The organism is Embleya sp. NPDC020886 (assembly GCF_044333915.1).
Lineage (GTDB): Bacteria > Actinomycetota > Actinomycetes > Streptomycetales > Streptomycetaceae > Embleya.
Window position 1 is genome coordinate 862985 of the sequence record NZ_JBIRRX010000001.1, and the last position, 23956, is coordinate 886940.

A 23956-nucleotide genomic window follows, 5' to 3' on the forward strand; every position below is an offset into this window, starting at 1 on the left:
GTCAGCCCTCGTCAGCGGCGGTCTCGGCGGCGGCTTCGCCCTCGGCGGCCGGAGTCTCGGTCTCGGCGGCAGCCTCGACCTTCTTCTCCTTCTTGGCCTTCGGCGTGGTGGCGCCGTCCTTGGGCTCGTCCATCGCCTCACGGGCGGCGGCCTCGAAGAGCGACTTCTTGTCGGCCTTCTCCGCGGCGACGAGCAGCGGGGCCGGGGCCGGCAGACCCTTGTGCTTCTGCCAGTCGCCGGTGAGCTTGAGGATGTGCGCGACCGGCTCGGTCGGCTGCGCGCCGACACCCAGCCAGTAGAGCGCCCGCTCGGAGTCGACCTCGATGCGCGAGGGGTTCTCCATCGGGTGGTAGATACCGATCTCCTCGATCGCCCGACCGTCACGCTTGGTGCGGGCGTCGGCGACGACGATGCGGTAGTGGGGCGAACGGATCTTGCCCAGGCGCTTCAGCTTGATCTTGACTGCCACGAGAGTGGTGTCTCCTGCATCTTGACGTGGGTGAACAGCCGGCATTCACGTGGGGACATGAGGCTCGGCTGATCGTGGACACGGTAAGCATGCGGAGAGAGGGTCCGGCAATGCCCCGGGTACTCAGCTCGCCATTCTGCCAGACATCCCGGCCCCGACCAAAGCCGGGCGCGAACTCGGCCGACCGAGCCTCGCGCGGCTTTTAGAATGCAGGTCGCTCGCCCTTCCCCTCTAGCCGTCAGGACGCCACGGTCTCATGCGTTGGTCCGATCTGTACGTACCCACCCTCCGCCAGGACCCCGCCGACGCCGACGCGGTCAGCCACCGTCTGCTCGTGCGCGCGGGATACATCCGCCAGCTCATGGCCGGTCACTACTCGCTGCTGCCGCTCGCGGTGCGGGTGCGGGCCAAGGTGGTCGCCATCATCCGCGAGGAGATGAACCGGATCGGCTCGCAGGAGATGATCCTGCCGACCATGCACCCGGCCGAGATCTGGCAGAGGAGCGGTCGCTGGGAGGTCATGGGCGACGAGATGTTCCGGCTCAAGGACCGCAAGGGTTCGGACCTGGCGCTGGGCATGACGCACGAGGAGATCTTCACCACCCTCGCGCACGAACTCAGCTCCTACCGCGACCTGCCGCAGACCTGGTACCAGTTCCAGACCAAGTTCCGCGACGAGCCGCGGCCCAAGAGCGGTCTGATCCGGGTGCGCGAGTTCACCATGAAGGACTCGTACAGCTTCGACCTGGACGCCGAGGGGCTGGATCGTTCGTTCGAGGCGCACCGGCAGGCGTACGTGCGGATCTTCCAGCGGCTGGGCATCCCGGCGATCGCCGTGCAGGCGTCCAGCGGCACCATGGGCGGCAGCGGCTCGACCGAGTTCATGTGCCCCTCCGCGGCCGGCGAGGACCTCGTCGTGCACTGTCCGAACTGCGACTACGCGGCCAACGTCGAGAAGGCCGTCTCGCGGCTCGCGGAGATCGAGGACGGCGCCGGGCTCGACGCGCCGGAGCGGTTCGACACCCCCGGCATCAAGACCATCGAGAACCTGACCAAGGCGCACGGCGTGCCGGCCGACCGGCAGATCAAGACGCTGGTCTACATGGTCGGCGGGCAGCTCACCCTGGCCCTGCTGCGCGGTGACCACGCGCTGGTCGAGCAGAAGCTGATCGACACCACCGGCTCCACCGACGTGCGCCCGGCCACCCCGGACGAGATCAAGGCCGCGCTCGGCGCCTACCCGGGCAGCCTGGGCGGGGTCGGCGTGAGCGACCTGCCGATCCTGGCCGATCAGGCGCTGCGTGGTCGTCGGGACATGGTGACCGGCGCCAACATCGACAAGGTGCACGTGCGCGGCGTGGACATCGAGCGGGACATCGCCGTGGGCACCTGGGCCGACCTGCGCGAGGTGGTGGCCGGCGAGCCGTGCCCCGCCTGCGGGACCGGCCTGGAGGTCGAGCAGACGGTGGAGATCGGCCACATCTTCAAGCTCGGCTACAAGTACACCGAGGCCCTGGGCGTGAACGTGCTGGGCGCGGACGGCGAGCGGGTCACCCCGATCATGGGCAGCTACGGCATCGGCGTCGAGCGCGCGATGGCCGCGGTCGTGGAGACGCACCACGACAAGAACGGCATCGTCTGGCCGATCGCGGTCGCGCCGTTCGAGGTCGCGGTCGCGCTGCTGGACGTGGACGACGAGAAGTCGCGTGGCACGGCCGAGGAGATCTACACCGAACTGCTGCGGCAGCGGGTGGACACGATCCTGGACGACCGGGCCGAGCGTCCCGGTGTGAAGTTCAAGGACATCGAGCTGGTCGGCATCCCGTTCCGGGTCACTGTCGGCGCCCGCAGCCTGGCCGAGGGCAACGTGGAGATCGTCTCCCGGGCGAGCGGCGACAAGGCCCTGGTCCCGGTCGCCGAGGCGGTCGAGTACGTGCGCAAGCTGGTCCTCGACGCGAGCTGACCCCCGCTCCCGACGACCACTCCACGAGCGCCCCCGTCGCATCGATCGACGGGGGCGCTCGCGTGCCGGTCCGGGCCGGCCGACGATTCGCCGGGCATCGTGGGTCATGCCCCGATCGACCCTCGCCGCCGTTGTCGCCCCCGGACCCACGCCCCACCGAAGGCGCGTTGGCGGCCGGTCAGCCGAGCCCGAGCCGGGCGCATTCGGAGGCGAGTTCGGCCGTGCACACCTCGCGCACGTCCAGGCCGGTGAGCGTGGGCAGCAGTTCCTTGACGTTGCCCCTGGTCAGCGCGACCGGTGCGAGCGCCACGGTCGGCACCTGGGTCGTGCCGTTGTCGCGGGTGACGTCGACCCGCGACAGCTCCTCGCCCCGGCCCAGCGTGATCGCCATCTCGGCGGCGGCCTCGGCCTCCGGCCCGCCGGGCTTGAGCACCGACACGGTCTGGGTGCCGGCGATGATTCGGCGCAGCGCGGCCGGGTCCGGATCCTGTCCGGTCAGCGGCACGGGTGGGCCGACCCCGGCGGCGGTCAGGCCGCGCAACGCGCCCGCGGCCAGGGTGTCGTCCGCCGCGTAGACCCCGATCAACTGCCGCGGGCCGCCGAGCGCGGTGAGCGCGTCCGCGATCACCTGCTGGGCCTTGGGTCCACCGGCGTCGTCGACGTCGTACTCGCGGGCGATCGTCACCTCGCCGTCGAGCACGCCGTGGGCGCCGCGCTTGATCTCGTTTCCGGCCCGGTCCCCCGCGCGGCCGTTGAGCATCACGATCGAGCCGCGCTGTGGTCCGCCCGCCGCGCGCACCGCGTCGAGCAGCGCCTGGGCCTGCAGCCGGCCCACCGCCCGGAAATCGAACGAGACGTGCCCGGCCACCGGACCGGCGGCCAGCTTGTCGAAGGACACCACCGGGATGTCGCGCTCCCGGGCCCTGGTCACGGCCGCCGCCGAGTCCCTGGGGTCCACCGGGCCCAGCACCAGCACCCGGACGCCGGCCGAGATCATCGTGTCGATCTGCCGGTGTTGTACGTCCGGCTGCCGGCCTGCCTGCGCGAAACGCACCGAGCAGCCGGGACACAGCCGGCGGATCCGGGCCTCGAACGCGGGTCGCACCGTGCGCTCGGCCCGATCGTCGGGCAGCAGCAGGCCGACCCGGAAGGCGCCGCGCGAGTGGGCGGTGTTCGACGCGCCGTCCCCGAACCCGCGCCACACCAGCAGGCCGGCCGTCAGCGCCGCCGCGACGGCCACCGTGATCACCACCGTGAAACGGGAGCGGGTCGACGGCAGCCGATGGCTCCCGCCGCGCCCCGGGGTCGGGCCGCGCACGGCGGGGGCGGCGGGCGGCATCGGGCTCGACGCGCCGGCCGGGAGGTCGACCGGCGGGTCGCCCGGCAGCGCGTCCCCGGCGGGCTCGGCGCCGACCCGGGTCGGCCCGAACCCGACCGAGTCGGCGGTGTCCTCGACCACCGCGCAGGCGATCGGCGGGCCGTCGCCGCCCTGGTCGGCCGGCCCCGCCTCGCCCGGCGGATCCGGCACGCCCTCGGCGTCCAGCGCACGCCCCGCGATCCGTAACAGCTCGTGCGCGAGCGGCGCCGGCAACCAGCCGCCCGGCAGGTCCTCGCCCGTTCCGCTCGGTACCAGCGCACGGGCCAGGGTCGGCGTCGGCCGGCGGTCCGGTTCCTTGTCCAGGCATGCCCGCAACAACGGCAGGAACGCCTCCGGGGCACCGGCCAGATCCGGATCGCGGCCGGTCAGGTTGGCCAACAGGACCGGCCAGGGCCCACTGCCGAACGGCAGTCGTCCCGTGGCCGCGTAGGCGAGCACCGCCCCGTAGGAGAACACGTCGCTGGCCGGCCCGACGTCGGCCCGCTCGAACTGCTCGGGCGACATGAACCCGAGCGTGCCCAGGGTGTGCCCGGGGCGGGTCAGCGCGGTCGCCCCGTCCAACAGCGCGATGCCGAAGTCGATCACGATCGGGCCGTCGACCGCGAGCAGCACGTTGGCCGGCTTCAGGTCCCGGTGCACCAGGCCCACCGCGTGCATGGCCACCAGCGCGTCGGCCAGGCCCGAGGCCACCGCGCCCAGCGTGTGCGGGGGCAGCGGACCGAACGCGCCGACCGCTTCGCCGAGTGCCATCCCGGGGATGTACGCGGTGGCCAGCCAGGGCACCTCGGCATACGCGTCGGCGGCCACGACCGGTGCGGTGAACGGGCCTCGCACCCGACGCGCGGCCTCCACCTCGCGGGCGAACCGCGGCCGGAACGTGTCCTCGTCGTCCAGGAGTTCGACCCGGACCCGCTTGACCGCCACGGTGCGCCCCTCGGGCCCGCGGCCGAGGTAGACCTGTCCCATGCCACCGGCACCGAGCCGGCCGAGCAATCGGAACGGCCCCACGCGACGCGGATCGTCGGCCCGCAATGCGTCCACTGGTTCCCCCGTCGTCGACTCCGGCCGCCGATCCCACCCGGGCGAGGGCCGGGTCGGGCCGCATGCCCGGACCGCGTGCACTGCCGGGCCCAATCGTCGCCGAATCCGACCCTGCTCCGCAGCCACACGGCGGCACCCGGAACCCGGGTGCCGCGTACCGGTGGTCGGAGATCTCAGCGCAGCGTGAGTTCGGTGGGCTTCTTCGGTTGGGCCGGGTCGAAGAGGTCCAGCAGGGTCACCGCCCGTTCGGCGGTGCCCCGAGAGGTCCGGGCGTCCTCGCCGGCCAGGGCGCCGCGCAGGTCGGTGCGGCCCAGGTGCAGCGATTCCACCGTTTCACGCGGGAGTTCGAGGATCACCTCGGCGTCCGAGGGGATCTCGCGCAGGAACCGGGCGACGCCGCGGTGGATGTGCAGCGCGACCTCCTCCTCGCCGTGCACACCCCCCGACACCCGCCAGCCCAGCACGGCGTCCACCTCCAGCGCCTCCTCGGCGCGCAGCCGGGTCGTGTACAGCTCGATCAGCCAGGCCGCCGGGATCCGGGCGACCAGGTCCGGCGGCGCGAAGATCGCGGCGAAGTTGATCAGCGGCAGGATGGGCTGGATCCGGTCCTCCAGCTCGTCCGCGCTGGTCAGGTACCAGTTCCGCCAGTTGATGTTGAGTTGGGCGTAGCCCAACCGGCGAAACGCGGCGGCCTTGAGCGAGCGCGCGTCCGCGTCCGCGCGGTCGATCCGGGTCAGGTGCGTGGCCAACTCGGCCGCCCATTGGTATTCGCCGCTCGCGTACGCCTGCCTCGCCGCGTCCAGCACCCGTTCCCGGCCGCCCATCAACTCCACCGTCCGGCGCGCGTATTCGGCCCGGGGCAGCGGGTCCAGGTCGACCGGGTCGCCGCCGAACCAGCCCAGGTAGCCGAAGAAGATCTGCCGCACGGTGTGCTTGACCGTGCCGTAGTACTCCCGTGCGTACGGCGCGTACGAGGCCAGGTGTTCGGGCAGTTCGACGGTCTCGGCCAGCTCGTCCGGGGTCAGCCCCTCGTTCATCCGGCGCACCGTCTGGTCGTGGATGTACTGGATGCAGTCCCGCTCCACGGCCAGCACCTCGGCCACCTTGGCGGCGCCCGACACCGGCTGCCCGTGACTGGGGATCAGGTGCGCGGCCCGATGCGCGCGCAGCGCGTCGATGCTGCGCACCCACTGCATCGGGTCGCGGTAGCGACAACCGCGCAGGGTGTGGATGTTGGGCAGGGTCGGGCCCTGGATGGTGTCGCCGCACAGGAGCACGTCGCTGTCCGGGAGATACACGCTGATCGCGTCGTCGGTCTCGCCGGGGTTGTGGAACAGCCGCAGCCGCACCCCCGCGACCTCGGTCTCCAACTCGTCGCCCACCAGCACCGTGGGCATCACGAACGAGGGGGTGCCGACCCCGGCGTGCGGGCCGACCGCGTCGTTGACGCCCTCGGTGTCCGAGGGCCCGAGCAGGTTGCCCAGCGAGTACACCGAGCGCAGGCCCATGATGTGCAGCGCGGGACCGGACTGGTCGGTCAGGCTCGCCAGGAACGTGCGGTGCGCGTACACGTCCACATCCGGCGTCGCGGCCCAGTGGCTCAACCCGTTCACGTGGTCGGGGTGATGGTGGGTGACCACCACGGCCCGGACCGGCGCCCGCGGGTCGTCCAGGTGCGGGCGTACCTCCGCCTCGATCACCGCGGCCAGATCCGCGCCGCTGCCGGTGTCCACCACCACCAGACCACCGGGACCCTCGATCACCGTCGCGTTGGCCGAGGACCAGCCCACGGCGACGTGTACATGCTCGGCCACGGTGTACACGCGCTTGGTGAAGTGCGCGGTGTGGGCGGCGAGTTCGGGATGAACGGCAGGCTCGACCTCGTACGTCATGGCCGGGCAGCCTGCCACGTCCGGCCCTACGAGGGAAGAATGGTCTTCTCCGCCCCGGGCCATTCCTCCGCGGTCAGCGCGAAGCGCTCGTGGTCGCGCCAGTCGTCGTTGATGAACAACATCCGCGGTGTGAAGCCCTCGTGCCGAAAGCCCATCCGCCGCGCGAGCGCGATCGAACCCTCGTTCCCCGGCTGCACGTTGATCTCCAACCGGTGCAGGCCGAGACCGTCCGCGGCGAACACCCGGTCGATCACCAGGGCGAGCGCCTCGGTCATCCGCCCGGTGCCCGCGTACGGCTTGTACGCGTCGTAGCCGAGCGAGGCGTTGCAGAACCGGGAGCGCACGATGTTCGAGACGTTGATCCGGCCGGCCAGGCCCGCGTCGGCGAGGTCCACCACCAGGAAGGTGCGGAAGGTGTCGCTTTGGCGGCGGATCAGGTCCGGCAGGTCGTCCGGGTCGGACGGGTTCCACCGCGCGATGTGGTCCGAGCGGCGGATCGCCGCGGCGGACGCCGCCGTGTCCGCCGGGCGCGGTGCGCGAATGCCCACCCGGGCACCGGCCACGGTGTAAAGGTCGACGGCCTTGGTCATCTGCCTGCGTCCCCTCGTCGTGTGCGCCGACCGCACCCGGGGGTTCGCCCGGGTGCGGTCGTCCCGCGTCGCGTCGAGCCTACTTCTGGCCCGGCGGCAGGAAGTTCTTGAACTCCTCGGGCAGTTCGAAGTCGGCCGCGCCGCCCGCACCGCCGCCGGCCGGCAGACCGAACGGGTTCGCCGCGCGCTCCTCGCGCCGCGCCGCCTCGGCCGCCGCCTCCTGCTTGCGCTTCATCGGGTTGCCCGACTGGCGCTTGCCCTTGGCCTGCTTGGGCGCCTTGCCCTTCTTCTTGCCGGCGCCGCCCATGCCCGGCATCCCCGGCATCCCCGGCATGCCACCGCCCTTGGCCATCTGGCCCATCATCTTGCGGGCCTCGACGAACCGCTCGATCAGGTTGTTGACCGCGCTGACCTCGGTGCCGGCGCCCTTGGCGATCCGGGCCCGGCGCGAGCCGTTGAGGATCTTCACGTCCGCGCGCTCGGCCGGCGTCATCGACTTGATGATCGCCGCGACCCGGTCCAGGTCGCGGTCGTCGATGTTGTCGATCTGCTCCTTCATCGCGCCCATGCCGGGCAACATGCCGAGCAGCTTCGAGATCGAGCCGAGCTTCTTGACCTGCTCCATCTGCTGGAGGAAGTCCTCCAGGGTGAAGTTGTTGCCGCCGCCGTGCAGCTTCTCGGCGGCCTTGAGCGCGAGGTCCTGGTCGTACTTGGCCTCGGCCATCTCGATCAGGCTGAGCATGTCGCCCATGCCCAGGATGCGTGAGGCCATCCGGTCCGGGTGGAAGGCGTCGAACTCGTCGAGCTTCTCGCCGCTGGAGGCGAACATGATCTGGCGGCCGGTCACCGACGCGACCGACAGGGCCGCGCCACCACGCGCGTCGCCGTCGAGCTTGGAGAGCACCACGCCGTCGAAGCCGACGCCGTCGAGGAACGCCTGCGCGGTGACCACCGCGTCCTGACCGATCATCGCGTCGACGACGAACAGGATCTCGTCCGGCTTGACCGCGTCCCGGATGTCCGCGGCCTGCTGCATCATCTCGGCGTCGATGCCCAGACGGCCGGCGGTGTCCACCACGACCACGTCGTACTGCTTGGTCTTGGCGAACTCGATCGAGTCGCGGGCGACCTTGACCGGGTCGCCGACGCCGTTGCCGGGCTCGGGGGCGTAGACCGCCACGCCGGCCCGCTGGGCGACCACGGAGAGCTGGTTGACCGCGTTCGGGCGCTGGAGGTCACAGGCCACCAGGAGCGGCTCGTGCTTCTGCTCCTTGAGCCACTTGCCCAGCTTGCCCGCCAGGGTGGTCTTGCCCGCGCCCTGAAGGCCGGCGAGCATGATCACGGTGGGGCCGGTCTTGGCGAAGCGCAGCCGGCGGGTCTCACCGCCGAGGATCCCGACGAGCTCCTCGTTGACGATCTTGACGATCTGCTGGGCCGGGTTCAGCGCCCCCGACACCTCGGCGCTTCGGGCGCGCTCCTTGACCCGGGCGATGAACTCGCGGACCACCGGGAGAGCCACGTCGGCCTCCAGGAGGGCGACGCGGATCTCGCGTGCGGTGGCGTCGATGTCGGCTTCGGAGAGCCGCCCCTTGCCGCGAAGGTTCTTGAAGGTCGCTGCGAGGCGGTCGGAGAGAGTGTCGAACACGTCGGCAGAGGTCCTTCGTCAGATACGGGTGGTGTCGGGCCCAGCCTAACCGCCCGCCGAGCGGTCGTGGCGGGGGCACGTGTCCCGGATCCGCCTGCCGGGCACATGTGGGCGCTGCGGCAATGGTGACTCGTGCACCCCGGAAGGCGGCGTGCGCCCGGGATCACGGCGCCAGCGCCCGCTCCAGGGTGCGGGCCAGGCCCCGGGCGTCGGCGGCGGTCAGCGGGTGTCCGTTCGGGGCGACCACGTAGAAGGCGTCCACCGCGTCCGCGCCGTGGGTGCCGACCCGGGCCTGACGCACGCTCACCCGGGCGTCGGCGAGCGCCTTGCCGATCCGGTGCAGCAGGCCGGGGCTGTCGTGCGCCCGCACCTCCAGCACGGTCGCGCTCCGCGACGCGTCCGCGATCACCTCCACCCGTGCGGGCGCCGGGGTGGTGCCGCGCCGGGGCGGGTAGGCCGCCTCGCGCTTGGCCAGCCGGGCGGCCACGTCCAGGCCGCCGGCCAGGGCCTTGCGCACGTCCTCGCGCAGCGCGGCCGGGTCGGGCAGTCGGCCGAACTCGGTCTCCACCGTCCACACCGTGACGCCCAGGTCCTCGACCACGTCGATCGCGGCCGAGCGCACGGTGAGGCGATGCAGCGCCAGGACGCCCGCGGAGAGCGCCATCAGGCCGACCCGGTCCGGCGCCGCGATGGTCACCTCGGCGCCAAAGGGCAGCGGTTCCAGCCGGACCACCGGGAGTTCCCCCGACACGTCGGCGGTGACGATGCGCTCGGACACCGCCGGGGTGGGCCGGCCGGCGAACACTGCCCTGGTCCGGGCCACGAGGTCCCGGACCAGGGCGTCCCGCCACTCGCTCCACGCGGCGGGTCCGGTGGCGGCGGCGTCGGCCTCGGTGAGTGCGTGGAGCAGTTCGAGGGTTTCCACGCTGCCCACCGCCTCTGCGAACGCCGCCACGGTGGTCGGATCGTCCAGGTCCCGCCGGGTCGCGGTGTCCACCAGCAGCAGGTGCCACCGCACCAGCGTGCCGAGCACGTCCACGTCGTCCTTGGCGAAGCCCATCCGCACGGCGGCCTCGCGCGCGATCACCTCGCCGCTGACGCTGTGATCGCCCGGCCAGCCCTTGCCGATGTCGTGCAGCAGCGCGGCCACCAGGAGCAGGTCCGGCCGGGCCACCCGGCGGGTGTGCGCGGCGGCCTCGATCGCGGTCTCGATCAGGTGCCGGTCGACGGTGAAGCGATGTACCGCGTTGCGCTGCGGCCGACAGCGCACCCGCTCCCAGTCCGGCAACAGCTTGGTGATCAGCCGCTTGGACTCCAACGCCTCCCACACCGGCAACACGTCCCGCCCGGCGCCCAGCAGCGACACGAACGCCTCGCGGGCGGCCGACGGCCACGGATCGGCCAGGGGCGGGCACTCGATCGCCAGACGGTCCACGGTGTGTCGGGACAGCGGCAGGCCGGCCTGTGCGGCGGCCGCGGCGGCGCGCAGCAACAACACCGGGTCCCGGGCCGGCTGCGCGGCCTGGGCGAGCACCGCCTCGCTGGCGTACTCGACCACGCCCTCGGCCAGCGGCGTGCGGGCGGGCACCGCATGCCGGCCCCGGCGCAGCCGGCGCACCCCCGCGCCCGCGTCGCGCGCCGCGAGCACCCGGGAGACCTCGCGCCAGGTCACGTCGCAGGCGTAGGCCAGCGCCCGGGCCGCCTCGGAGACCCGGCGCAGCAACGTGTCCGCGTCCAGCAGGCCCAGCCGCCGGGCGACCGCGTCCTGTTCCTGGAGCAGCAGTCGGTCCGAGCCGCGCCCGGTGACCAGGTGCAGCGCGTCGCGCACGTCGAGCAGGGTGGCCCGGGCGGTGTTCACCTCCTCGTGCGGCGCGTCCGCGATCCACGAGGCCGAGATCGCCCGCAGCGCGGTCGCGTCGCGCAGGCCACCGCGGGCCTCCTTGAGGTCGGGTTCGAGCAGGAAGGCGACCTCGCCGTGCCGCTGCGCGCGCTCGCGGCAGGACTCGTGCAGTTCGGGCAGCCGCTTGACGGCGGCGGCTCGCCACGCGCCGAACATCGAGGTGCGCAGCGCGGCGGTCAACTCGGGGTCGCCGGCGATGTGTCGGATGTCGAGCAGGCCGGTCTGCACCCGCAGGTCCTCGGCGGCGGCCCGGCGGGCCTCGTCGGGGGTGCGCACCGAGTGGTCCAGGGCGATGCCCGCGTCCCACACCGGGTACCAGATCGCGTCGGCGAGTTCGGTGATCCCGTCGTGGTCTTGATGCAGCAGCACCAGGTCCAGGTCGCTGCCGGGGGACAGTTCGCGTCGGCCGTAGCCGCCGACCGCGACCAGACACACGCCCTCGGTCGGCGCGCCCGCGCCGACGAACAACTCGGTCAGCCAGCGGTCCGACAGGGTGCCGAGGGCCTGTCGACGGGTCGCACCGGTGGGTCCGGCGGGGTCGGCCAGGAGGTCGTCCCTGGCTCGGGTGTACCGCGAGGTGGCGGTCGGTTCCATGGGGCCTGCTCCCTCGTTCACACGCGCCGGCGGCGCCGGCCGCCGAGCACCGCGAGCGGTCGACACAAAGGCCGATGGCCGGACCCGTCCCCGAAGAGCGTCTTCGGAGCGGGACCGGCCATCGGAGGTGTTACAGGGCTTCCGGGCCGCGCTCGCCGGTGCGCACCCGCACCACGCTGTCCACCGGAACGATCCACGCCTTGCCGTCGCCGATCTTGCCGGTACGCGCGGCCTTGACCAGGACGTCGAGCAGTTCCTCCGCGTCCTCGTCGTCCGCGACGACCTCGATGCGGACCTTGGGCACCAGGTCGACCTGGTACTCGGCGCCCCGGTAGACCTCGGTGTGGCCGCGCTGCCGGCCGTAGCCGCTCGCCTCGGTCACGGTGAGGCCGTGGACGCCGAACGCCTGGAGGGCGTTCTTCACGTCGTCGAGCCGGTGCGGCTTGATCACCGCCGTGATGAGCTTCACGCATCCACCTTCGTGTCGGCGGGCGCCGCGGCGCCCGCGCCCGTAGAGGTGCCGATGCCCGCCGACGGTCGGGTGGAACCGCCGAGTGTGGCGAAGTCGTACCCGGTCTCGGCGTGCTCGACCTGGTCGATGCCGGCCACCTCGTCGTCCTCGGTCACCCGGAAGCCGATGGTCTTGTGAATGACCGTGCCCAGGATGAAGGTGACGATGAAGGAGTAGGCCAGGACGGCACCGACTCCGATCAACTGCTTGCCGAGCTGATCGAAGCCCCCACCGTAGAACAAGCCCTTGGCGTCGCTCTGGACGTGACCGGTGGCCAGGAACCCGGGGGCGAGCGATCCGATGATGCCGCCGACCAGGTGCACCCCGACCACGTCGAGCGAGTCGTCGTAGCCGAGCTTGTATTTCAGGCCCACCGCCCAGGCGCACACCGCGCCGGCGACCAGGCCCAGGGCGATCGAGCCGAGCGGGCTGAGCGCACCGCACGCCGGGGTGATCGCGACCAGGCCGGCCACCGCGCCGGACGCGGCGCCCAGGGTGGTCAGGTGTCCGTCGCGGATCTTCTCCAGGAACAGCCAGCCGAGCATGGCCGCGGCCGTGGCGATCTGGGTGTTGATCAGGGCTCGGCCGGTGACGCCGTCCGCGGCGAGCCAGGAACCGGCGTTGAAGCCGAACCAGCCGAACCACAGCAGACCGGCGCCGATCATCACCAGCGGCAGGTTGTGCGGGCGCATCGGGTCACGCTTGAAGCCGACCCGCTTGCCGATCACCAGGACCAGGGCCAGCGCCGCGATACCGGCGTTGATGTGCACCGCCGTACCGCCGGCGAAGTCGATCACGCCCTTCTCGAACAACCAGCCGTCCGCGGCCCAGACCCAGTGCGCGACGGGGAAGTAGACCAGGGTGACCCAGAACGCCACGAACACGGCCCAGGCGGTGAACTTGGTGCGATCCGCGACGGCGCCGCTGATCAGCGCCGGGGTGATGATGGCGAACATCAACTGGAAGGCCGCGAACACCGTCACCGGGATCGTGTAGCCGTCCCACAACTCCGCGACCCCGATGTCGCGCATGCCGTACCAGTCGAGGTTGCCCACCAGGCCGCCGAACGCGTCCGTGCTGAACGTCATCGAAAACCCGTAGAGCACCCACAGCACCGTCACGACAGCCAGGCAGATGAAGCTCATCATCAGCATGTTGAGGACGCTCTTCACGCGGACCATGCCGCCGTAGAAGAACGCCAGCCCGGGCGTCATGAGCATGACCAGTGCGGCGCTCAGGAGTACGAATGCGGTGTTACCCGTGTCCATACTCTGCCTCTCTTCTCCGTGGCCCCGGCCGACCTCCGGGAGCTCATGGAAAGGAGCTTCGAGGCGTGAGGTTTCGCGCCGTGGCGCGACGTGTTTCGCCGACGTGACGCTTGCCGCACATGTGTTTCCGGCGGATGAACGTCCGCTCACGCACATGGCCGGCCGGATCGCGCCGGTCCCCGCAACCGCGGCGAAGCCACCGAGGGGTCGCGCGCGAGGCGCGATCGGGTGTCCCGCAGGTGAGCGACAGGCAACGCACACACAGCCCGTCGACCACATCTGACGCACCGTCAGTTAGTTGCCGTCCGCACCTTATTCCCGCAGGTCGACACGTGCCGCCGGGGGCCGGCGCTCCGCTTCGGGCCGGACGTTTTCGACCCGCTAACGGTTGCGATGAATCCATTGACATTGATCGCGCCCACTGCCGTAATTAATCACCGCGCTTAACTGACGACCCGTCAAGGCACGTGTCACCACAGGTGATCGGCCCTGTCCGGGATTCGGCGGTTTCGCGCGAGCGCACCACCGCACGACTGCACGGAACGTCAACAGACCTCGTCAACCGACCAGACCAGCGAGAGGGGGTGACACCGTCGTGTTGCGCCTGCTCGGTCGCAAGTTGCTGGCCCTGATTCCGGTGCTGTTCCTGGTCACGTTCGCGACCACGGCCCTGCCCGACCTGGTGGACGGCTCACCGGTCGCCCAGATGCTCGGCCCCGGCTCCACGCCTCAGGATCTCAAGGACCTGGAGCACGAGTTCGGGTACGACAAGTCGCTGCCCGTCCGATACGTGACCTGGGTGGGCCATGCGCTCACCGGCGACCTCGGGGAGTCGCTGAAGACTCGAACCCCCGTCATGGACGGGATCACCGAGCGATTCCCGGTGACCTTGGAACTCGCCGTCTTCGCCCTCCTCATGGCCCTGATCGTGGCCGTGCCGCTGGGCGTGTGGACGGCAGCGAAGGCGGGCGGACGCGTCGACCGCGTCGTGGGCGGCGTGTCCTCGGCACTGCTGTCGATCCCCACCTTCGTCAGCGTGTTCCTGCTCGTCTACTTCTTCGCGAACCGGGAGATGATCGCGGCGTTCAAGCCGACGGGATGGGAGTACATCTCGATCGACTTCGCCAAGAACATCGAGTTCGCGTTCCTGCCCGCGCTCGCGCTCGCGCTGGCGGAGATCCCCCAGTTCCAACGCCTCCTGCGCAGCGACATGCTCGCCACGCTCCAGGAGGACTTCATCCTGACCGCGCGGTCCAAGGGCCTGTCGACGTCGTACGTGCTGTTCCGACACGCGCTGCGGCCCTCGTCGTTCTCGCTGCTGACCGTCTCCGGGCTGACCCTGGGCCGGCTGATCGGCGGCACCGTCATCGTCGAGTCGTACTTCTCCATCCCGGGTCTGGGACAGGGCATGTACCAGGCGATCAACGGCAAGGACATCCCGGTCGTCCAGGGCACGGTCGTGGTGATCGCGATCGTCTACGTGCTGCTCAACACGCTCGTGGACATCGGCTACTCACTCATCGACCCGAGAGTGAGGGCCCGATGAGCACACTCGAAACCGCCCCGGAGCCGGCTCTCGGCGCGGCCGAACCGACGGGCCTGCGACCCTCGCAGGTCAAGCGGGCCAAGAGCGGCAAGGCCCGCAAGCGGCCCAGCGTGCTGCTGTGGTTCGCGATCGCCTGGATGAGCATCGTGCTGCTCGGCGCGGTGCTGAGCCTGATCGCACCGGGCGTCTTCCCGCACGAGTACGGGCAGGCGTTCGGCGAGGCGAAGCAGAAGCCGTTCGCCGCCTGGCCCGAGTTCCTGGGCACCGACGGCCTCGGTCGCAGCCACCTGACCCGGCTCGCCTTCGGCGCGCGCGTGTCGATGATCGTCGCGTTGGTGTCGGTCGTGGTCGGCGTCCTCATCGGTGGTCTGCTCGGCCTGGTCGCGGCCTACTTCCGCGGCGTCACCGAGATGATCATCGACCTGTTCTCCGACGCGCTGCTGGCCTTCCCGCCGCTGATCCTGCTGCTCGCGCTGTCCTCGGTGTACGAGCCCTCGCAGACCAGCATCACCGCGGGTCTGGCCGTGCTCACCATCCCCGGCTTCACCCGGCTGACCAAGGCGAGCGCGATCGCCCAGTCCAACCGCGAATACGTCACGGTGGCCAAGGCGATGGGCGCGGGTCCGGGCCGGATCATCTTCAAGGAACTGTTGCCCAACACGTTCCCCGCGGTGATGTCGTACTCGGTGATCGTGATGGCCGTGCTGATCGTCGCGGAGGGCTCGTTGTCCTTCCTCGGCCTGAGCATCCCGCCGCCGATGCCCAGTTGGGGCGGCATGATCAACGCCGCCCGGGACGATCTGTCGCTGTATCCGGCCCAGGTGTTCGTACCCTGCGGGGTGCTGTTCCTGACGGTCTTCTCGCTCAACGTCATCGGCGACCGGCTGCGTGCCAGGTTCGACGTCCGCGACACCAAGCTGTAGCCGAGGGCTCGACGGCGGTCCTGCCTCCCACAGGACCGCCGTCGGCCCCGTTCTTCGACCCCCTCACACAGACGGGACCGCTCACATGGACGGGATCCAACAGCCGCGCGGCGCGAAGGTGGCGTGGTGACCATGGCGGAGCCGAAGACGACCGGCTCGCCCACGCCGGACGAACCACTGCTGCGGGCCACCGACCTGCGGGTGCACCTGGACACCCCGCGCGGGGTGCTCAAGGCGGTGGACGGGGTCTCCTTCAGCATCGAACGCGGCGAGACGCTCGGCCTGGTCGGCGAGTCCGGCTCGGGCAAGTCGATGCTGGTGCGCTCGCTGATGGGCATCTGCCCCTCGATCGCCGACATCCACGGCAGCGTGCGCCTGGACGGCCGCGAACTGGTCGGCGTACCACGCAAGGAGGCCCGCAAGATCTGGGGCAACCGGATCGCGATGGTCTTCCAGGACCCGATGACCTCGCTCAACCCGGTACTGCGGATCGACCGACAACTCACCGAGTCGATGCGCCTGCACCTGGGCCTGGGCAAGAAGGAGGCCGGCGAGCGCGCGATCGAACTGCTCACGCTGGTCGGCATCCCCGAACCGGCCAAGCGCGCCCGGCAGTACCCGCACCAGCTCTCCGGCGGCATGCGCCAGCGGGTGACCATCGCGATGGCACTCGCCTGCGACCCCGACGTGCTGATCGCGGACGAGGCGACCACCGCGCTGGACGTGACCGTGCAGCGGCAGATCCTCGACCTGCTCCAGGAGATCCAGGCCGAACGCGGCATGGGCATGATCCTGGTCAGCCACGACCTGGGCGTGGTGGCCGGGCGGACCGATCAGATCGCCGTGATGTACGCCGGTCGCATGGTCGAACACTCCCCCACCACGGACCTGTTCGCCCACCGTCGGCATCGCTACACCGAGGCCCTGCTGGGCGCCGTACCCCGCCTGGACGTGCCGCGCGACCAGCGCCCGCGGGCGATCCCGGGCACGCCGCCGGACCTGATCACGCTCAAGTCCGGCTGCGCGTTCGCGGCCCGCTGCACGGCGGCGGACGACCTGTGCCGCGAGGAGCGGCCCGAGCTGGGCGACGAGCTCGGCGCACACCGGTTCGCCTGCCACCACCCCGTCGGCGAGGACGTCGCCGCCGTCGCGGGTGCCGACAGCGGGCAGCCGTCCCTGATGAAGGAGGCCTCCGCATGACCGCCGACGGCACCACGCCGGGCGCGCTCGCCCTGGACGACAAGCCCGCCGCCGAGACCTCGACCGGCACCGACCCGCTGCTCACGGTCACCGACCTGGTCCAGCGTTTCCGGGTGCCCGGCGGGATGATGAACGCGGTCGCGGGGGTGAGCTTCGAGCTCGGGCGCGGGCGCACGCTGGGCCTGGTCGGCGAATCCGGCTGCGGCAAGTCCACGCTGGCCCGGGCCATCCTGCAGTTGACCAAGCCGTCCGAGGGCTCGGTCCGGTTCGACGGTCAGGAACTGACCACGCTGCCCAAGGCCGGTCTGCGCACGATGCGTCGGCGGATCCAGATGGTGTTCCAGGACCCCATCTCGGCGCTGAACCCGCGCCGGAAGATCTTCGACATCGTCGCCGAGGGTCTGGTCATCTCCGGCATGTCCGCCGAGGAGATCCGCCCGCGGGTGGAGGCGGTGCTGCGTCAGGTGGGCCTGGACCCGGAGTTGGTCTCCGACCGGCGTCCGCACCAGTTCTCCGGCGGCCAGTGCCAGCGGATCGCGATCGCCCGGGCCATGGTGGTCGATCCCGACCTGCTGATCTGCGACGAGCCGGTGGCGTCCCTGGACGTGTCGGTGCAGGCGCAGGTGCTCGACCTGCTCGACGAGATGAAGAACCGCACCGGCGTGTCGATGATCTTCGTCGCGCACGACCTCGCGGTGGTGCGCAACATCAGCGACGACGTCGCGGTGATGTACCTGGGCACCATCGCCGAGACCGGCGACACCGCGGCCATCTACGACACGCCCGCGCACCCCTATACCCGGGCCCTGCTCGACGCGGTGCCCGCGCCCGACCCCGAGGCGGCGCCGGCCGGGCCCTCGCTCAAGGGCGAGATCCCCTCGCCGATGAACCCGCCCAGCGGTTGCCGGTTCCGCACCCGCTGCCCGATCGCGCGCGAGGAGTGCGCGGCCCACGTGCCGACGTTGCGCGAGATCGCGCCGGGGCATCGGGTCGCGTGCCACTTCCCGTTGGTGGGCGAGGCCGCGGTGTTCGCGTCGAGCACCACTGCGGTCGAGGCGGAAGCCGCGCCGGAGCCGGCGGCCGAGGTCGAGGTCGTGCCCGAGGCGGCGGCCGAGGCCACGCCCGAAGCCGAGGCCGCGGTCGAGCCCGAGCCCAAGGCCGTGCCCGAAGCCGAAGCCGCGGTCGAGCCCGAGCCCAAGGCCGCGCCCGAGGTCGAGATCGACGCCGATTCCGACGCCGAGCCGAAGGCCGAAGCCGAGCCCGAGCCCGACCCGAAGTCCGCCCCCGAAGCCGCGCCCAAGGCGGCCGAGCGGGACTGACCGCCGAACACCCGACGCGGTACGGCCGAGCCCGGCCGTACCGCGTCGCTGTGCGTACACGCACGTGTCCCGGTCGGCCGCCCGGGGGTCGAATCGGGCATCCCGTCGACGATGCGACACGTGTCGAGTTGTAGCCTCACGGCGCTGACCGCGCTCATCGCGCGGCATCCGGCCATCGGCCGACCTGCTCCATGCTTGAGGACGTTTTCTGTGGCACACGCACGACCTTTCGCCCTTCGGGCACGCCGTCGCACCGCCGCCGTCATCGCGGCAATCGGCCTGCTGGCCGCGGCCGGCTGCGGTTCCGAGTCCGGTGAGGCGCCCAGCGCGGTGGGCACCCCCCGCGCCGGCGGCTCGCTGGACATCCTGGCCACCTCCGACGCCCGCAGCCTCGACCCCTTCCTGCCTTCCTACGCCGCCCAGGCGGACGGAAACCGGATGGCGGCCCTGTACGACAGCCTGCTCTGGACGAACCCCGTCACCGGCTCCGTACAGCCGCAGTTGGCCGAGAGCCTGGCGCCGGTGGAGGGCAGTGGCAACAAGATCTGGAGCCTGCGGCTTCGACCCAACCTCAGGTTCACCGACGGCACGGTCTTCGACGCCGCGGCGGTCAAGATCAACTGGGACACGCACGCGGTGCCCACCACCAAGTCGCGCCAGCGCGACGCGACGGTCGGCATGAAGAGCCAGATCGGCGCCGACGCGCTGGAGTTGCGGATCATCCTGGACAAGCCGAACGGCAACTTCGACCGCCTGGTCGCGCGCAGCCTGTCCTTCATCGCCTCTCCCAAGGCGATCGCCGAGGGCGTCGACAAGCTGGCCGAACACCCGGTGGGCGCGGGTCCGTTCATGCTGCGCGAGGGCGGCTGGGTCAAGGGTGACCACCTGACCCTGGTGAAGAACCCGACCTACTGGCAGGGCCCGGACAAGCCGTACCTGGACAGCCTCACCTTCCGCTACGAGTCCAGCGGCAGTGCGGCGGTCGACCGGGTCAAGAAGGGCAAGGCCGACGTCGCCAACGTCAGCGACGCGTTCACCCTCAAGGCCGCCCGCGACGCGGGCATCGGCATCGAGTCGCTCGCGCTCTCCGGCGGCCAGTTGCTCAGCTTCGACACCTCCGGCGGTCCCACCGCCAATCCCGAGGTGCGTCGCGCGATCGTGCTGGCGCTGAGCAGCGAGGAGATCAACCGGCGCGTCTTCGGCGGTGCGGGCACCCCGGCGCGCGGCATCTTCAACCAGGCCACCGCGCTGGCCAACCCGCAGTTGTCCGCACCGGAGAACAAGCCGAAGCAGGCCGCGGAACTGTTCGCCAAGGTGACCGACAACGGCGCCAAGCCGATGCGGATCAAGTTCATCGCGCCCAAGAGCAACGCGATCGACGAGCTCGGCCGGTACATGAAGGAAACGCTGGAGAAGTACCCCGGAGTCGGGGTCGACGTGGAGACCGCCGACCTGTCCGAGTTCGTCAAGCGCTCCAACCTGGCCGAGGCGTTCGACGTCAAGGTCAGCCAGTTGCTCGCCGACGACCCCGAGCCGGCGGTCTACCAGTACCTGCACAAGGGCAGCCCGAGCAACTGCTGCTTCTACGGCGACGACGTGGTGGACAAGGCGCTCGACGACGCCCGCAACACCACCGACCCGGCCCGGCGCCGGGCCGCCTACACGCAGCTCCAGCTCCAGTTGGACCGGGACATGCCGCTGTGGGTCTATCAGGAGGCGGTCGTGGCGGGCGTGTTCCACTCAGGGGTGACCGGTGTGCAGTTGTCCAACGACGGCATCTTCCTCTTCGATCGCATCGGCAAAAAGGGCTGACTGGTCATCAGAAGTACAACAGTGACCCGATCTTGATGGACCAGATCGCCGGAAGGCAGTAGAAAGGGACGGCACCCTTACCAGTCGGTTCGTGGAGGCCGGGAATCACCTTGGTGATTCCCGGCCTTCACGTGTCTCGCCCGAGGGTTGCAGACAGTCGAGCAGCACGCACCACCGCACGACAGCACAGCCGCACGGACGCACCACCATGCTCCACCCGGGGCGCCGTCGCCCTCTCCCCCCGAGTCGGCCGACGTACCCGGCACCAAGCACGTCCGCCGCCCGGCCACAGCAGCCCGGACGGTCCGTCAGGTGAAGGTTGGCCCTGCAGTGACTCGTACTTCCCTGTTGTCCCTTCGATCCACGCGCCATCCCCGTCCCCGGCGCCGAATAGCCGTACTGGTCGTCGCGACCGCGTTGGCGGCCACCGCCCTCGCCGGTTGCGGGGACGACGACAAGAGCAAACCGTCGGCCGCGGGCACGCCCAAGCAGGGCGGCTCGCTCACGATGAGCCTCCCGGGCGACTCCACCAGCCTGGACCCCTTCTCCACGTCGTATGTCAACGTCGCCGACGGCAGTCGCATGTCGGCGCTCTACGACTCGCTGGTGTGGGCGGACCCCAGCACCGGCAGCATTCGCCCGCAGATCGCCGAGTCGCTGGCGATCAACGGCCCCAAAGCCGACACGTGGCGACTCAAGATCCGTCCGAACGTGAAGTTCAGCGACGGCACGGTCTTCGACGCCGAGGCCGTCCGGTTCAACTGGGACCGACACAAGGACCCCAAGGTCGGTTCCTTCCAGCGGGGTGCGGCGAGCGTCATCCTCTCGCTCACCGTCAGCGACCCGCTCACCCTGGACATCAAGCTGGTCAGCGAGAACGCGAACTTCGACCACCTGGTGACCCGCAACCTCGCCTACATCGCCTCACCCACCGCGCTGCGGGCCAGTCCCACCGGGATCGGCGACAAGCCGGTCGGCGCCGGCCCGTACAAGCTGGTGAAGTGGGAGCGCGGGGTCAAGCAGAGCTTCACCCGCAATCCCGACTACTGGCAGTTGGAAAAGGGTCTGCCGCACCTGGACAACCTGACCATCACGGTGGACACCGACGTCAACCACTCGGTGTCCGCGGTCGACGAGGGCAAGACCGACCTCACCGTCGCGGTGGACCCGCTCGCCACGGCGCAGGCCGAGGAGAAGAAGCTGGGCGTGACGCGGATCGGCCTCAACGGCGGCCAGATGGTCGTGTTCAACCTGAACGTCGCGCCGTTCAAGGACCTGCGGGCACGCCGGGCGTTCGTCTACGCCTTCGACGGCATCGACATCAACCAGAAGTTCTTCGGCGGCAAGGGCACCCCCGCCAAGGGCATCTTCGCCGCCTCGTCCCCGGTGGCCAACATCCAGCTCGCAGCGTCGGAGAACGACCCCAAGCGAGCCAAGGAGTTGTTCGAGGACGTGACGGCGGGCGGCACCAAGCCGCTCAAGTTCACCTACTGGGTTCCCCAGGCCCCCGCCTCGATCCGGGTCGCGGAGTACATGAAGCAGGTACTCAACACCTACCCCGGGGTCCAGATGGAGGTCAAGGTCGTCGACATCGCGACCTATGTCCGCACCGTCCGAGGCGGCACCACCGAATGGGCTGCGGCTCTGGGCCAGCAATGGATCGACGACCCGGAGCCGGGCATCTACGATCTGCTGCACAGCAAGAGCATGCCGAACAACAGCAGTTACGAGAACGCGGCGGTCGACGCCGCGTTGGAGGACGCCCGCAGGACGACCGACCCTGCGCAGCGACGTGACGCGTACACGCGTGTACAGCTCCAGGTGAACAAGGACATGCCGTTCTGGGTCTACCAGGAAGCGGTCACCGCCGCGGTCTACAACCCCAGGATCACCGGCATCCAACTGGCCAACGACGGTGTCGTCCTGTGGGATCGGATCGGCACCACCGGCTAGTCGAGCGACTCGTCCCGCCCGGGCTCCGTGTTCCCGGGCGGGACACCCCGCCGTACCCGGGGCCGGCGCACCAACGCATTCGGCTCCCGCCGCACTCCGCGCGCGAGCCATCGCACCACAGCTCTACCGCACTTCCGGAACGACTGCACGAATGCACCGAAGCACGAGGCACGTTCGAACCCCACAGTGATAGGTAGGTAGGCCGGCAGTGGTACCCCACCCGAAGAAACCCCCGAGACGACCACCGTGTCGCGGCCTGCGCCGCCGACTCTCCCTCGCCCTCGCGCTCGCCGCGGCCACGGTGTTGGCCACGGCCGGCTGCGGCCTGGACTCGTCCGACTCCGGCGGTGCGAGCGGCGAGCCCGAGCACGGCGGTTCGGTGACCATCCTGATGCCCGGCGAGGAGCGCGGGCTCGATCCGTTCACCGCCTCGTACTCCAGCGTGGCCGACTCGAACCGGTTGTCCGCCCTGTACGACGTCCTGGTCTGGACCGATCCGACCACCGGTGGGGTGCGCCCCAAACTGGCCGAGTCGTTGGTCTCCGACCAGAGCGCGCGGATCTGGACCCTGACCCTGCGTCCCGACGTGCACTTCAGCGACGGCAGCCTGCTCGACGCGGGCACCGTCCGGGCCAACTGGGACGCGCATCGCGACCCCACGGTGCGATCGCTGGTCGGCGGTCCGCTGCGCGGGGTGACCCTGACCGAGCAGGGCCCGCTCCAGCTCCGCATCGAACTGCCCTCCTCCAACGCCAACTTCGACCACACCATCGCGCGCAACCTCTCCTTCGTCGCACCCCGACGACTGGTCGCCACGCCCGAGGGTCGCTTCGAGCTCAAGCACGCGCCGGTGGGCGCGGGCCCGTTCAAGGTGAAGAGCTGGGAACCGGGCAAGGAGGTTCGGCTGGAGCGCAACCCGCAGTACTGGCAACGGAATCGGCCCTACCTCGACGAGGTGGTCTTCCGAGTGGACAAGGACGTCGAGGGCGGCAACAAGGCGATCCAGGCCAAGCGGGCCGACCTCACCCTGACCACGGACCCGCAGAGCATCGCGCAGGCCCGCGCGGACGGGCTGGTCGCCGAGGACGCCCGGCTCAACGGCGGGTTGATGGTCGCCTTCAACGTGCGCAAGGGACCGTTCCAGGACCCGAACGCCCGCCGGGCGACCGCACTGGCGCTGAGCAGCACCGAGATCAGCCGGCGGTTCTACGGCGGGCGGGGCGAATCGGCGCGCGGCATCTTCGACAGCACCTCCCCGCTCGCCAACGTCAACCTGGCCGCGCCGGAGAACCGGCCCGACGAGGCTCGTGCACTGTTCGCGCAGGTCACGAACAACGGGAAGAAACCGTTCGTCTTCCGCTACCTGGTGCCCGACAGCGCCAAGATGCGCGCCACCGCCGACTACATCCGGCAGACCCTGGAGGGTTATCCGGGCGTGACCGTGATCGTCGAGGTCACCGACATGGCCTCGCTGGTGACCCGCTTGGCGGGCAACGACTTCGACGCCACCGTCTGTCAGCTCTGGGCCGACGACGTGGAGCCGACGATCTACCAATTCCTGTACAGCAAGGCCGGGTTGAGCAACATCACCGGCTATGCCAACGACGTCGTGGACACCGCCCTGGAGGACGGTCGGCGCTCCACCGACGCCGGCTCGCGGCGCGACGCCTATACCCGGCTGCAGAACCAGGTCAACCGCGATCTGCCGTTCTGGGTCTACTCGTCGGCGGTGATCGGTGCCGTGCACCGGACCGATCTGGTCGGGATCCAGCTCTACAACGACGGGCTGATCCACTTCGACGCCATCGGGCGGCGCTGATGAGCGGCTGACCCCCACAGACCCGGCCGGGTGGCGTGCGCGGCGCCGAGATCGTCATGCCGCGCACACCACCCGACCGTGCACCACCGCACCATCACATTCGGTCCGAACGGGGACCGGGTGTGCCTTGTGA

16 protein-coding genes are annotated in these 23956 nt (G+C 70.7%); 8 read left to right on the plus strand and 8 right to left on the minus strand.

Annotated features, from left to right (window positions below; translation table 11 throughout):
- Position 1 precedes the first annotated feature (1 nt).
- Positions 2-469 (minus strand): 30S ribosomal protein S16, encoded by a 468-nt coding sequence (gene rpsP / locus ACH4U8_RS03600; protein ID WP_360310613.1) that lies wholly within the window; start codon positions 467-469, stop codon positions 2-4.
- A 256-nt stretch (positions 470-725) separates the two neighbouring features.
- On the opposite strand from rpsP, the gene ACH4U8_RS03605 reads away from it, so the two are divergent.
- Entirely contained in the window at positions 726-2432 is a 1707-nt protein-coding gene (locus ACH4U8_RS03605; protein WP_360310615.1) for a proline--tRNA ligase, read from the plus strand.
- 178 nt (positions 2433-2610) lie between these two features.
- Here ACH4U8_RS03605 and ACH4U8_RS03610 read toward each other — a convergent pair whose 3' ends face one another.
- The 7 genes from ACH4U8_RS03610 to ACH4U8_RS03640 form a co-directional block, all read right to left on the minus strand.
- Complete coding sequence (locus ACH4U8_RS03610; protein ID WP_395775726.1) at positions 2611-4977, minus strand: substrate-binding domain-containing protein; 2367 nt, start codon at positions 4975-4977, stop codon at positions 2611-2613.
- 47 nt (positions 4978-5024) lie between these two features.
- A complete protein-coding gene (locus tag ACH4U8_RS03615) occupies positions 5025-6743 on the minus strand; it encodes an alkyl sulfatase dimerization domain-containing protein (protein ID WP_379990725.1) in 1719 nt (572 codons plus the stop codon).
- Between the two features lie 26 nt (positions 6744-6769).
- On the minus strand, positions 6770-7333 hold the full coding sequence (locus tag ACH4U8_RS03620) for a GNAT family protein (RefSeq protein WP_360310621.1): 564 nt from the start codon (positions 7331-7333) through the stop codon (positions 6770-6772).
- 79 nt (positions 7334-7412) lie between these two features.
- Positions 7413-8978 (minus strand): signal recognition particle protein, encoded by a 1566-nt coding sequence (gene ffh, locus ACH4U8_RS03625; protein ID WP_360310623.1) that lies wholly within the window; start codon positions 8976-8978, stop codon positions 7413-7415.
- 163 nt (positions 8979-9141) lie between these two features.
- Entirely contained in the window at positions 9142-11472 is a 2331-nt protein-coding gene (locus ACH4U8_RS03630; RefSeq protein ID WP_395775727.1) for a [protein-PII] uridylyltransferase, read from the minus strand.
- A 130-nt stretch (positions 11473-11602) separates the two neighbouring features.
- Positions 11603-11941, minus strand: a complete 339-nt coding sequence (locus ACH4U8_RS03635; RefSeq protein ID WP_360310627.1) for a P-II family nitrogen regulator — start codon at positions 11939-11941, stop codon at positions 11603-11605.
- A complete protein-coding gene (locus ACH4U8_RS03640; RefSeq protein ID WP_395775728.1) occupies positions 11938-13251 on the minus strand; it encodes an ammonium transporter in 1314 nt (437 codons plus the stop codon). The genes ACH4U8_RS03635 and ACH4U8_RS03640 overlap by 4 nt, the downstream gene beginning before the upstream one ends.
- Positions 13252-13846: 595 nt before the next feature.
- On the opposite strand from ACH4U8_RS03640, the gene ACH4U8_RS03645 reads away from it, so the two are divergent.
- The 7 genes from ACH4U8_RS03645 to ACH4U8_RS03675 all read left to right on the plus strand — a co-directional run bounded on the left by ACH4U8_RS03645 (position 13847) and on the right by ACH4U8_RS03675 (position 23823).
- Complete coding sequence (locus ACH4U8_RS03645) at positions 13847-14797, plus strand: ABC transporter permease (protein ID WP_360310631.1); 951 nt, start codon at positions 13847-13849, stop codon at positions 14795-14797.
- Positions 14794-15720 (plus strand): ABC transporter permease, encoded by a 927-nt coding sequence (locus tag ACH4U8_RS03650; protein ID WP_360310633.1) that lies wholly within the window; start codon positions 14794-14796, stop codon positions 15718-15720. Before ACH4U8_RS03645 ends, ACH4U8_RS03650 begins: the two co-directional genes overlap by 4 nt.
- 132 nt (positions 15721-15852) lie before the next feature.
- The gene (locus tag ACH4U8_RS03655; protein WP_360310635.1) at positions 15853-16920 is read left to right on the plus strand and encodes an ABC transporter ATP-binding protein; all 1068 of its coding nucleotides are present in this window, start codon (positions 15853-15855) and stop codon (positions 16918-16920) included.
- On the plus strand, positions 16917-18239 hold the full coding sequence (locus tag ACH4U8_RS03660) for an oligopeptide/dipeptide ABC transporter ATP-binding protein (RefSeq protein ID WP_395775729.1): 1323 nt from the start codon (positions 16917-16919) through the stop codon (positions 18237-18239). The genes ACH4U8_RS03655 and ACH4U8_RS03660 overlap by 4 nt, the downstream gene beginning before the upstream one ends.
- Before the next feature lie 210 nt (positions 18240-18449).
- Positions 18450-20051 (plus strand): ABC transporter substrate-binding protein, encoded by a 1602-nt coding sequence (locus ACH4U8_RS03665; protein ID WP_395775730.1) that lies wholly within the window; start codon positions 18450-18452, stop codon positions 20049-20051.
- A 330-nt stretch (positions 20052-20381) separates the two neighbouring features.
- Entirely contained in the window at positions 20382-22004 is a 1623-nt protein-coding gene (locus ACH4U8_RS03670) for an ABC transporter substrate-binding protein (RefSeq protein WP_395775731.1), read from the plus strand.
- 208 nt (positions 22005-22212) lie between these two features.
- On the plus strand, positions 22213-23823 hold the full coding sequence (locus ACH4U8_RS03675; protein ID WP_395775732.1) for an ABC transporter substrate-binding protein: 1611 nt from the start codon (positions 22213-22215) through the stop codon (positions 23821-23823).
- Positions 23824-23956: the final 133 nt, after the last annotated feature.